The sequence below is a fragment of the Pseudoalteromonas shioyasakiensis genome, assembly GCF_019134595.1.
In the GTDB taxonomy this organism is placed as follows: Bacteria; Pseudomonadota; Gammaproteobacteria; order Enterobacterales; family Alteromonadaceae; genus Pseudoalteromonas; species Pseudoalteromonas shioyasakiensis_A.
This window is the reverse complement of sequence record NZ_CP077770.1, coordinates 1,432,424-1,444,641: the sequence shown is the minus strand read 5'-3', so window position 1 is coordinate 1,444,641 and position 12,218 is coordinate 1,432,424. Positions and strand designations below refer to the sequence as shown.

The following is a 12,218-nucleotide window of genomic DNA, read 5'->3' as shown; positions in this document are numbered from 1 at the left end:
TTCTGAGCTCGTTATACTGTGTGTTAACTGTCACTTTATAGAGCAATTAAACATGGTGCAAGTTAAAGCAATTAAAGCCTTTTCTGATAATTACATTTGGTGCATCAGCAATGAAGCTGAACAAACAGCGTGGGTCGTCGACCCAGGTCAAGCAGAGCCTGTTTTAAACTATCTGAGCGAGCATAACTTAACACTTAGCGGTATTTTGATTACTCACCACCATTATGATCATACCGATGGTGTGGCTGCACTGGTTAAGGAGTTTCGTGATATTCCGGTTTATGGGCCAAGACACAGCCCTTTTAAAGGCATCACTCATGGCGTATCAGAAGCGGATAAAGTCACTGTTTATGATTACACCTTTACCGTGCTTGCAACACCTGGTCATACCCTAGACCATGTTTGTTACATTAATGACGAATTAAGTTTTACTGGCGACACCTTATTCAGTGCTGGCTGCGGACGATTATTTGAAGGCATCGCAGAACAAATGTGGCACTCGTTATGTAAGCTAAGAGCCCTGCCAGATGAGTGTAAAATCTACTGCACCCATGAATACACGCAAGCCAACTTAGCCTTCGCAAAAGCCGTTGAACCAAACAATGAGTACTTACTCAGCTACAGTGATAAAGTAGATACGCTGCGAGAAAGCGGCAAAATAAGCTTGCCAACTCAGTTAGGCATTGAAAAACAAATAAATCCATTTTTACGTAGCAATATAGCAACAATCACCGATGAGCTTCCTGATGAGCTAAAAATTAATTTGGATCTCAATGAACCTTGGCAACGCTTTGCAGGTCTCAGAGCCTGGAAAGATAACTTTTAAAAAAACTTAAACGCCGGTAGTTACAATTTTGTATATTTAGATCAGCATCTTGCAATAATAAGCTGACATAAACTGGTCATAAAGTGGCAATATGTTCTCAGAGCAGGTAATATTCGCCGAGTTTTTTTACCTGATGTATGGGTATATATGTATAAGTCTCCTTTAGTTTTATCACTTGCGCTGATTTTAAGTGGCTGTCAATTAACAGCTTCTGATTCAGCAAGTACAGATGTTGCCAACAATAATGTTGAACAACAATTAGACGGCGCAAGTCCGAGCGACATCAATGATGCATTGATGATCAACGCTCAATATCAACAATTAACCGATATTGATGAGCCGCCTCCTGTATTTGATGATGTATGGGAACGTATTCGTTATCAGCTTTCGATTGATGTGCCACAAAACCGCCCAGTTGTTGCTGAGCGTAACTATTATGCACGTCATCAGGCCTATTTAGATCGTATCTCTAAGCGCGCTGAGCCATACCTATACTTTATTGTAGAAGAAGTCGAAAAGCGTCAAATGCCAATCGAAATCGCGCTTTTACCTATTGTAGAAAGTGCGTTTGACCCATTTGGTTATTCACATCGCAGTGCTTCTGGTATCTGGCAATTTATGCCACAAACAGGCGAACGTTTCGATTTAAAACAAAACTGGTGGTATGACGGCCGTCGTGACATTGTGCAATCGACCCGTGCAGCGCTAGATTACTTATCATATTTACACAAAACCTTAGAAGGCGATTGGCTAAATGCCATTGCAGCCTATAACTCAGGTGAAGGCCGTTTACTGCGTGCCATTAAGAAGAACCGTAAAAAGCATTTACCAACGGATTTTTGGTCACTTGATTTACCAAGAGAGACCACTGCCTACGTACCTAAGCTGTTAGCGCTGTCTGATCTAGTAAAACGCAGTGACGAATTTGGTGTTAAGTGGCAACCAATTATTAATGCTCAAGTCGTTGAAGCAGTTAATGTAGGTAGCCAAATTGACTTAGCACTTGCCGCTGACATGGCAGGTATTAGCTTAACAGAGCTTTACCGTTTGAACCCTGGTTTTAATCGCTGGGCGACGGATCCAAATGGCCCACACTTTTTATTATTACCGTCTGATAAAGTTGAAGCGTTTACTGACAAGCTAGCTAAAACAGAGCAAAAAGACCGCCTACGCTGGCAGCAATATGTTGTTGCACGCGGTGACAGTTTATCGGTGATTGCGAAGAAGTTTTCGACAAGCACAAACGCGATTAAAACCCTGAATAAGCTTTCATCGAATACTATTCGTGTTGGTCAGCAATTACTTGTGCCACTGAGCGATGGTGAGATTAATAGCCAGCATTTACCAAAATCAGTTCGTATGGCGGCTAATAAAGCAACACGTAAAAAGCTAAGCCATAAAGTGTCCAGTGGCGATACACTGTGGGATATCAGCCGTGAGTACGATGTGACCATAGCTGAACTTGCAACATGGAATAAACTGAAAAAAGACGCTGTACTGCGTGTTGGTCAAAAGCTAACTGTATATAAAGAAGAAAAGTCGCAACTGGCTGCTACTCAAATCAAAGAGCGCACCATTACTTATAAAGTCCGTCGTGGTGATTCATTAGCACGCATTGCTGCTAAGTTTAATGTGTCTGTAGAAGATATTATTAAATGGAATTCATTAGCTGGGCAAAAATACATTCAACCGGGGCAAAAACTGAAGTTAAAGGTTGATGTAAGAAGTGCTTAATTGCTTCATCTAATATCAAAAAAAGAGCGCCTAATGGCGCTCTTTGTCTCTCTCATTTAGTATTTATGCTTCAAAGCCCATAAGTGTAATAACTCATTGGCAATGGTCGCTGCAGCAATCGCTGTTAGTTCGCTTTGGTCATAGGATGGTGATACTTCAACTACATCCATACCGACCATATTAATGCCTTTCAATGCACGAAGTACTTTAAGTACTTTATCGCTGGTTAAGCCACCACACACTGGGGTGCCTGTCCCTGGAGCAAAAGCTGGATCAAGGCAGTCAATATCAAAGGTTAGATACACTGGTAAGTCACCGACACGTGCTTTAATTTGCTCTGCGATATCTTGCGCTGGCAAATCATTGGCTGCCATTGCATCAATCACCGCAAACTCATGTTTGCTTTGATCAAAATCAGTACGAATACCAATTTGAATACTGTGATCAACATCAATAAGCCCTTCCATCGGCGCATGATAAAACATGGTGCCGTGATCATAGCGAGAGCCATTGCTGTAAGTATCTGTGTGGGCATCAAAATGAACTAATGCCATTTTACCGTGTTGCTTAGCATGGGCACGCAGTAGCGGCAAAGTCACAAAGTGGTCGCCACCTAAACCTAATAATGTTTTACCCTGGCGAAGAATTTGCTCAGCCGCTAATTCTAACTGCGCGGTAAAATATTCTGGGTCGCCTACTGGGTAAGTAAAATCACCCGCATCAGCTAATTTTAAACGCTCAAACAACGGAAACGTCCACGGGTACTTGGTTTCTTCCCATGCGAGGTGCACTGAGGCACGACGAATTGCGTCAGGGCCTAAACGTGCACCAGGGCGACCTGAGGTCGCCAAATCAAATGGTAGACCTAACACCACTACATCGGCATCGATTGCGGTGATGTTCTGCACCATCGGCTGACGTAAAAACGTCATGCCGTTTGAATACAGTGAATGATCTGTGTGGTCAAACAATGTCGACATTGCTTATAACTCTTCTAAATAAGTGTAACCATTTAAGCCAGTTTGCAGCTCATCTAATACGCTTTGCTGCTCAGTTTCTGGCAATTTAGCTGCCACCAGCTGGGCGTAAGATTGCTGGAAGCTTTCTACATCTAAATGTACGTAACGCATCATGTCTGCAACGGTATCACCTTCGTTAACTTCAGTGATTTGCGCCTGACCTTGCTCATCCATTTTTATAATTGCACTGTGTGTGTCGCCAAATAAGTTGTGCATATCACCTAAAATCTCCTGATAAGCACCCACTAAGAAAAAGCCCATTAAATAAGGTTTTTCTTCGCTAAATGCTGGCACAGGTAATGTGCTTTCAATACCTTGACCGTCTACATAGTGCTCCATAGCACCGTCTGAATCACAGGTAATATCAAGTAACACGGCGCGTTTTTGTGGTGCTTCTGTTAAACCACTTAATGGTAGAACAGGAAACACTTGGTCAATACCCCATGCATCCGGTAATGACTGGAATAATGAAAAGTTCACAAAAAACTTATCTGCTAAACGCGCATTTAATTCATCAATAATCGGGCGATGAAAACGGTTTTTGTTATCCATGTGTTTGTTAAGTTCATAACAGACACGTAAGTTAACTTGCTCCGCCCATGCTCGCTCTGTTAAATCTAATAAACCAAGTGCAAATTGATTATGTGCTTCGGCTAAATCGCCTTGGCTATCATGATAAATTTCAATTAATGCACGGTCGTCATTGTCATCACTTAACTGTTGCCATGATGTCCACATGTTTTTTAATAATAGTGGTGCATCAGCGGCTGGCGCTTGAATGTCTTCTGGTACATAGCTTTCGGTGCCAATAACATTCGAGATCAATACAGCATGGTGCGCTGTTAACGCACGACCTGATTCAGAAATAATGCGCGGCATTGGCTGCTCATATAACTTACAGGTATCACCAATGGTGTATACAATGTTATTAGCGTATTCACTTAGGCTGTAGTTCATTGAGTTATGAGACTGGCTGCGTGTACCGTCGTAATCTACCGCTAAACCGCCACCCACATCTAAGCAATCAATTTGTGCACCTAACTTGCGTAACTCACAGTAAAAACGCGCAGCTTCACTCACCCCTAAGCGAACATCGCGGATGTTTGCCATTTGCGAGCCTAAGTGAAAGTGTACAAGTTGGATCAGATCAAGTTGATCAGACGCTTTAAGACGATTAACCACACTGAGTACTTGCGATGCCGACAAACCAAATTTTGATTTTTCGCCACCACTTGCTTGCCACTTGCCCTTACCTTGCGACGCTAAACGTACGCGAATACCAATACGCGGCTTTACGTTTAATTCTTTTGCTTGGCTAAGCACCATGTCTAACTCAGACAGTTTTTCAAGAACAATGTAAACCTTGTGACCTAGCTTTTCGCCAATCAGTGCTAAACGAATGTATTCTTGGTCTTTGTAGCCATTACACACAATGACAGCACTGGTTTTTTCAGCCATTGCTAATACAGTTAATAGCTCAGGTTTACTGCCCGCTTCTAGGCCCAATTGTTTCTTTTCAATATCAGCTTGGCTTGCAACAATTTCTTCAACAACTTCACGCTGTTGGTTTACTTTAATTGGGTAAACAAGCAAATAGTCTTTCGGGTAACCATAATTTTCAATCGCCGTGTTAAATGCCTGACATAAGCTATGTACACGATGATGTAAAATTTGTGGAAAACGAACCAACGCAGGCAAGCTTAAGCCTTTATCTTGTAACTGCTGTGCGATATCGATTAGTGCAATGGTTTGCTCTGGGGCATGGGCCTTTGGCGCAACATACACATCACCTTGATCATTAATACCAAAGAAACCTTGGCTCCAATGACGAACATTGTAACTCGTGCGAGCTTGTTCTAGTGATGTTGTTTCTTTCATCTATCTTTCTCTTTTATTTTAGTAGTGCCGAAATCGGCAAGGGTTGTTGCCGCGCATTAAAAGAAAAATAGTGATTCAAGTCCAACAAGAATTTTTACTCGTAACGAGTGATTTTTGATGTGAAAAACAAATTTATAGACACCCATTGTAATTAGGATTTAAAAAACTCTTTTAAATGGACAGGCACTCAATATGGCAAATGAGAATTTATAAAGGACTGAGAATTTATAAAGGACAGTCACTGTACAGATATATGTTAGTGAACTCTATTTTCATTTCAGTGGACAGGCACTACTTTTGTGATTTCATCAGCTTTAGAAGAGCTTGACCCTAAGCACCTCCATGCTTCATATTGCTCATTGTCATGCCACGTTATACCAATGTACTCTTGCCAGTTATCGAAATCTTTTGTGCGATACTTTTCAACCCCACAACCACCAGCGCCAAAAGAGGTGCGACATATTTTTACAGTAAGATAAATACCATCAAAATTCAGTTGTGATTGCTTATTATTGCAAACACTTAAAGGACGAGTGGGAAATGTAAGAATTACTTTTGTTTTTATGCTGCCATTATGATTGAAGACACCAGTGAGGGAGTGACATGAGTTTAAATAGAACTGAGTGGCATCAATAGTAAGGTCTGGTTGCTTATTTTGAGTAAAATTAGATAGCTGCGGTTTATCACCGCAAGAAGCTATCAACAAAACCATAGTAAAGCACATGATTTGTAAGGAATATTTATAAATTAAGATGTCCTCAGTAAAACATGGCTTAACACTTCAATTACTGGTTAAGCCCTAACTCCATAAATAAGCTTTGTGGATTTTCGCTGTAATTCCCAAACGGGCCACAACGATTGAAACCTAAGTTTTCGTATAGACTGATTGATTCTGTTTGCTTAGGCCCTGTTTCTAACCGAATTAGCGGAATTAGTTGCTCACCTGCTTGATGCAATAAGATTTGCATAATTCGACGTGATAAACCCTTACCACGGTAGCTGGGTTTTACATATAGCCGGCGGATTTCACCGTATGGAGGGTTGCCTTCTTGCATCACGATTGCGCCACATGCAACGATACCATCTTCATTTTTTAAGCCTATAGCATAAACATTAGGCTCAGCTAACTCTTCAACACTTAAAGATTGGGCGGTAGCGACAGGGTATAATGAGTTTATGAGTCGGTCTATATCAGAAAACACGTTTACTACTTCAGGATCATGTGGATTTAAATCGACTAACTGCATAAAACTCCCATTTTTATATGTCGGTTTTGTTAATGATGTTAACAATGATATCGGATATTAGTCTGATCCTCTACTGTTGTTTTCAATATTCATTTTTATAGGTACTGTTCAGACCGCCATAGTATCGCTTAGTTCAACGCTATGTAACTGAAAAAACGCCCAGTTGATAAAAATTAAAGTCCAACCTACACCACCCTATTGAGGATTAATGCTTTCTACTGACAACTTTTACAAAGACAGTCACTTTTTAATTTTAAAGGTAACTAAAAGGACAGGCACTTAAAAATAAAAGCCTTAGAGTTGAAATGAAGTTCATCTTAGTTTCAGTTGCAATGACTTTGCAGAACCGCTTATTTATAAAGCACTCATTTATTCTTAAGTTTTAGGACATATTTCAATATGTATGAGACATTCAGACATACCAAAGCGGTGAACCTAAATCCACCTTAAAAAATCACATAGAAATTAGCTAGCAAACAATAATCGACTATTAGTACAGTTACTTCGTCGCCTGCGCGCAGTTTTACTGCAGTAACTTTCAATAGCACCAACTCGGCCTGCGGCTCCATGAAATAAGTTTTCAAATTGAGTTGTTAGTGTTAACCATTTTTCCGTTTCGAAATTCAGCCTTTCAAGAATAGGAGGTAAATTATGCTCTATATATCCGGGCTTATCCGCGCTGATACAGCGACCAGTTTGCTCCACTAATAATAGGTATGACTTTAACTCAAAAGGTATTCCCTTTGATTTATACTTACTCATACCACCAATAAAACGAGCTAGTAACTTAGGTTGCTTTGACTCCTTCGCGCTCTGGCATCGCTTTTTAAAACTGGTATAGTCCGATTGCTCAGGCGTGCTCGCAGCTTTAGCACGAACAGGGTTTAAATCAACATAGGCCATACACGCCAAAAGTGCTGATTCATCAAGCAATGCTTGGCTCTTAAATCGCCCTTCCCAAAAGTGACCTGTACACTCGTCTTCTTTATTCGCGCGCCTGGCTATATATTCATTAAGCATTCGCATGAACCAACTAATGCTCGAAAGGCGCGCCCTATATTCTGCAACCTCTTTATTTAAGAAGGCTTGCTGACCATCACTTAGCGGCTCACCACAGAGAAACTTTTGACCTAAAGCCGTTGCTTTACTGAGCTTAAACCAGCGTAAAAGAATGGCTTTATCCGATAACCTATTTGCTTTTTTATCATCAACATAAAGCACAAGATGTGTATGATTGCTCATCACCGCATAAGCACATACATCAACGCAAAATATTTTTGCAAGAAAAAACAGACGCTCTTCAACCCACCCTCGACGGTGTTCATATGATTTACCTGTGAGTGCGTCTTCTCCACAAAGGTAGGCACGCCTAACACAACGGGATACGCAGTGATAATACTTGGTGTTCGACAAACAGATTTGCCGCTTCCTTGCTAAAGCCATCGTCCACTCCTTGAACTGATAATTTGAAATACATTAGCTGTATTTAAAGTGTAGACAAAAACTTTTGTGCTGCAAGAGCTCTTAAATGTAGTGACTGTCCATTTAAATTTCTTCCTCTTGATTACAGCTGAAGGTTGAGCTAAAAGTGACTGTCCATGTAAAGAATTAAACACTTTGTTACGGAAAAAAGCTGTTCAAATATCGTTAAAACCATATACTGCAAACAACAAGAAAAAAGATGAGGTTTTCTCGTGCAGTTCACTCAAGGTATGGAATACTTCTTTTCTGGCTTTAAGTTAATTAGCCAAAAAGGGTTGAAACGTTTTGTACTTATTCCTTTATTAATCAATATCCTGCTTTTTGGTAGTTCGCTGTTCTTTTTATATGGCTGGCTTACTGATGGCTTCGCTTACATGAACTCGTTATTACCCGAATGGCTTAGCTGGCTCGAATGGCTAATGTGGCCGATTGCCGTGCTGGTGATTTTATTTAGTTACAGCATGCTCTTCACAGTTATCACTAATTTTATAGCTGCCCCATTCAACGGCCTACTCAGTGAAAAAGTCGAGCTTTACTTAACTGGGCAAAAAATTAATGACGATAGTCTTTTCGATACAATGAAAGATGTGCCACGTATGCTCGGCCGAGAGTGGACAAAACTGTGCTATTACCTGCCGCGTGCCATAGGCTTTTTTATCTTATTGTGGATTTTACCTGTGATCGGGCAAGTTTTATGGGTGCTATTCACCTGTTGGATGTATGCTATCCAATACGAAGACTATGCGTTTGATAACCATAAAATTAGTTTTAATGCCATGAAAAATGACTTAAAGCAAAAGCAAACATTATCATATGGCTTTGGTTTAGCAGTGATGCTATTAACAGCAATCCCCATTGTAAACCTTATTGTTATGCCGGTTGCTGTATGTGGTGGAACCCGGTTATGGGTTGAAAATTACCGCAGTAAATACCGCTCATAACTTTAACCACCTTAAGCTGATTTCAAATAAAAAAGGCCAATCGAATTGCGATTGGCCTTTTTTAATTTCAAATTAATATTAACTGTAAAGGCTCTGTGGCACCTTAGTTACATTTAAATGTACGGTGACTTCTTCACGGTCATGATATAAATGTTTGGCTTGTAATTCGTAACTTACACCATACTTTTCAAGCTCTTCTTTAATCATTTTTAAACACTCGTAAACGCTATCAAAACGTTTTTTCATCGGTAATTTAAGATTAAAAATAAGCTCTTTTGCGTAAGCGTTCACCGCCCAATCTATCATTAGATTGGTCACTTTAGCCGGCTTTTCTACCATGTCACACACTAACCATTGAATATTGCGCTTTTCAGGGCGGTATTTAAAACCATCGACTCTAAAGTGTTTTACCTGGCCAGTTTCCATCAAGTCATCATTCATAGGGCCATTATCGATTGCGCTTACAAACATTCCACGGCGCACCAATTGATAAGTCCAACCACCTGGGCAAGCACCTAAATCAACCCCTCGCATGCCAGGTTGCATACGCTCTTCAGCTTCATGAGGTGGAATAAATACGTTAAAAGCTTCATCGAGTTTTAACGTTGAGCGGCTTGGCGCATCATTAGGCATACGTAAACGCGGAATGCCCATAAAGAATGGCGAATTATTAAATGTATATGAGTAGCCAACATAAGCACTGTCGTTTGCTAAAAATAACACATGCATAACGGGCTTTTTCTCAGCAATTTCACGTGTTACCTTCGAGCGTTTTTCAAGTGACTTTTTCAGTGGCGTCGAAATCTTTTTGCAGAACTTACTCAGCTCTTTACCTTCGTTGGTGTCTGGCGTTTCTGCGCGTAGGTCACCACATTCAGGAAACTCAGCGGCAGCATCAACAATGGCACTTACGCGGTCTTCAAGTGGCATGTTATCGACTAAGGTGCCAGTAAACCATTGGCGAGCAAAAACCATATTTTTGAAATCGACTTTTTTGATGATTTCTTCACCGTGGCTTGCATCAAAACATTCGTAAACAACAATACCCGTATTTGGTTTTGTTTTTACGTAACCAGCAAAGCCTTGTTCAGCAGCTTGAAAAGTAATTTCAGCAGCGGCATCATTTTCAAAACCACTGCGACAATAAATAACTACACTCGACATAGATAACCCTTAAAACTTATATCGTGCTGCTTGAACTAACAAAATAGCCCAACCAATAATAAAACAAACACCGCCAATTGGGGTGATAGGCCCAAGCCATTTCATGCCCGTTAGTGCGAGTAAATACAAACTACCGCTAAATAACACGGTACCTGCGATAAAAAATCCACCAGCCCAGCTTAAGTTCATGCCCCACTTAATTAAGATAGCAATTGCTATCAATGCAAGGCCATGCACCATTTGGTATTCAGCAGCGGTTTTAAAAATTCCAATCGCATACTCAGAAACGCGGCTTTTTAAACCATGAGCAGCAAATGCGCCAAGCATTACTGAAAGCATGCAAAATAAGCTACCAATCATTAAATATAGTTTGATCATTTCGCATCTCCAGCCGCTAAATTCAAAATAAACTGTGCTGCATAATCTGCAGCTTGCTGTAAGTTTTCTTGTTCTGTAATGCCACTTTTTTTGCGAGGTTTTAATGAGTGGTCACCATCTTTGAGAAATTTAATCTCTGGCGGATTAACCATTTCAAGCTCAGCGAGTTCTTGCTGATTCCCAAACGTATCGCGTTCACCTTGCAGCACTAAAAATGGGCATGGCATATCAACAAAATGGTCTATGCGAAGTTTTTCGGGTTTACCCGGTGGGTGAAACGGATAGCCAAAAGCAACCACGCCAGCAATTTGAGCTTGGTCCTGCTCAGTACAAAGCATAGAAGCCATACGCCCACCCATAGATTTACCCCCAATAAATAGTGGCAACTCAGGCTGGCGCTCGGCTAAAACTTCACTAAAGTAGGCAAGTAGCTTAGGAGCGCGCTCGGGTGGCCTACGCTTGCCTGTTTCTTTAGCAATTTGCATATACTGAAAATCAAACAGCGCTACATCAATATCATGCTGACTAATCAAGTTAGCCATTGTTTGCATAAACTCAGAATCACTGCCTGCCCCTGCACCATGGGCAAATATAAACTGTGCACGCGCCTTGCCCGTTGCACTTTTAAACCACTGTAACATGTTAATACTCTTGTTCTTGTTCAACTAAGCTCAGCATCCAGTCTTTGAAAGACACTATTTTGCCAAGCTCTGTTTGCGATTCGCGGATCACTAAATAGTACGCATTTTTACTTTCTAATGAGTGATTAAATGGAATGACGAGTCGTCCCGCATCAATATCGGGTTTTGCTAAAACGCTATTACCAATTGCAACCCCCTGCCCATGTACCGCGGCTTGCAATACCATCGATGAGTGACTAAAAATCGGCCCTTGGTTAACTTGTACATTACGTACACCTGCCGTTTTCATCCAGGTTTTCCAGTTTTTACGTGTCGTATCATGCAATAAGGTATGATTTGCTAAATCACTGGGTTGATTAAGCGGCTTAGGGCCCGTTAACAACAATGGGCTACATAACGGCACTAGGTATTCAGTGTGCAGCTTATAAGTCTGCACGCCACTCCAGTGCCCACGGCCATAGTAGATAGCAATGTCTACATCGTCAGAAAGTGAATTTTCATCCTGATCTTGTGCTTTAATTCGCACGTCTATTTCTGGATGCAATTCATTAAATAAACTAAGTCTGGGTACTAACCATTGAATCGCAAAACTTGGCGTTAAACTTACCGTGAGTGACCCTTTCGCACCTCGGGCTAGTAGTTTTTCTGTGGCATCAATCAGCTGGGTAAAAATTTCTTTTATATCTAAAAAGTAGCCTTGGCCTTCTTCGGTTAACAGCAAAGAACGATTCTTACGTAAAAACAGCTTTAGACCTAAATGCTCTTCAAGGGTTTTAATTTGGTGGCTCACCGCGGCCTGCGTTACATATAGCTCTTCTGCTGCTTTGGTAAAGCTCAAATGGCGGGCAGCGGCTTCGAATGCTTTTAGTGCATTTAAAGGAGGTAAACGACGAGACATAAACACCAAA

General features: G+C 41.0%; 12 protein-coding genes. 3 read left to right on the top strand and 9 right to left on the bottom strand.

Features of this window, described 5'->3' with window-relative positions:
• The first annotated feature begins 52 nt into the window (after nt 1–52).
• Nucleotides 53–826 carry a hydroxyacylglutathione hydrolase gene (gene gloB / locus KQP93_RS06760; protein WP_217876428.1) on the top strand — a complete coding sequence of 258 codons (774 nt, stop codon included), beginning with the start codon at nt 53–55 and terminating at the stop codon, nt 824–826.
• Between the two features lie 147 nt (nt 827–973).
• The gene (locus KQP93_RS06755) at nt 974–2,560 is read left to right on the top strand and encodes a LysM peptidoglycan-binding domain-containing protein (protein WP_217876427.1); all 1,587 of its coding nucleotides are present in this window, start codon (nt 974–976) and stop codon (nt 2,558–2,560) included.
• 56 nt (nt 2,561–2,616) lie between these two features.
• On the opposite strand, the gene speB is transcribed toward KQP93_RS06755, so the two are convergent.
• From speB to KQP93_RS06730, 5 genes are all read right to left on the bottom strand, one after another.
• Nucleotides 2,617–3,540, bottom strand: coding sequence for an agmatinase (gene speB / locus KQP93_RS06750; RefSeq protein WP_063706052.1), 924 nt, complete (start codon nt 3,538–3,540; stop codon nt 2,617–2,619).
• A gap of 3 nt (nt 3,541–3,543) precedes the next feature.
• On the bottom strand, nt 3,544–5,457 hold the full coding sequence (speA, locus tag KQP93_RS06745) for a biosynthetic arginine decarboxylase (protein ID WP_135924153.1): 1,914 nt from the start codon (nt 5,455–5,457) through the stop codon (nt 3,544–3,546).
• A gap of 277 nt (nt 5,458–5,734) precedes the next feature.
• Nucleotides 5,735–6,169 (bottom strand): hypothetical protein, encoded by a 435-nt coding sequence (locus KQP93_RS06740; RefSeq protein WP_217876426.1) that lies wholly within the window; start codon nt 6,167–6,169, stop codon nt 5,735–5,737.
• Between the two features lie 73 nt (nt 6,170–6,242).
• Nucleotides 6,243–6,704, bottom strand: coding sequence for a GNAT family N-acetyltransferase (locus tag KQP93_RS06735; RefSeq protein WP_217876425.1), 462 nt, complete (start codon nt 6,702–6,704; stop codon nt 6,243–6,245).
• 465 nt (nt 6,705–7,169) lie between these two features.
• Nucleotides 7,170–8,147: a transposase gene (locus KQP93_RS06730; protein WP_217876424.1), complete on the bottom strand. Its 978-nt coding sequence runs from the start codon at nt 8,145–8,147 to the stop codon at nt 7,170–7,172.
• A gap of 269 nt (nt 8,148–8,416) precedes the next feature.
• On the opposite strand from KQP93_RS06730, the gene cysZ reads away from it, so the two are divergent.
• A complete protein-coding gene (gene cysZ, locus KQP93_RS06725; RefSeq protein ID WP_217876751.1) occupies nt 8,417–9,127 on the top strand; it encodes a sulfate transporter CysZ in 711 nt (236 codons plus the stop codon).
• A gap of 78 nt (nt 9,128–9,205) precedes the next feature.
• Here cysZ and rlmM read toward each other — a convergent pair whose 3' ends face one another.
• Genes rlmM through KQP93_RS06705 form a run of 4 tightly spaced genes read right to left on the bottom strand, consistent with a single transcriptional unit; the run spans nt 9,206 to nt 12,208 of the window.
• A complete protein-coding gene (gene rlmM / locus KQP93_RS06720; protein WP_217876423.1) occupies nt 9,206–10,291 on the bottom strand; it encodes a 23S rRNA (cytidine(2498)-2'-O)-methyltransferase RlmM in 1,086 nt (361 codons plus the stop codon).
• A gap of 9 nt (nt 10,292–10,300) precedes the next feature.
• Nucleotides 10,301–10,669: a DUF423 domain-containing protein gene (locus KQP93_RS06715; protein WP_054551639.1), complete on the bottom strand. Its 369-nt coding sequence runs from the start codon at nt 10,667–10,669 to the stop codon at nt 10,301–10,303.
• Nucleotides 10,666–11,310, bottom strand: a complete 645-nt coding sequence (locus KQP93_RS06710) for an alpha/beta family hydrolase (RefSeq protein ID WP_217876422.1) — start codon at nt 11,308–11,310, stop codon at nt 10,666–10,668. Before KQP93_RS06710 ends, KQP93_RS06715 begins: the two co-directional genes overlap by 4 nt.
• A 1-nt stretch (nt 11,311) precedes the next feature.
• Nucleotides 11,312–12,208 (bottom strand): transcriptional regulator GcvA, encoded by an 897-nt coding sequence (locus KQP93_RS06705; protein WP_063706073.1) that lies wholly within the window; start codon nt 12,206–12,208, stop codon nt 11,312–11,314.
• Nucleotides 12,209–12,218: the final 10 nt, after the last annotated feature.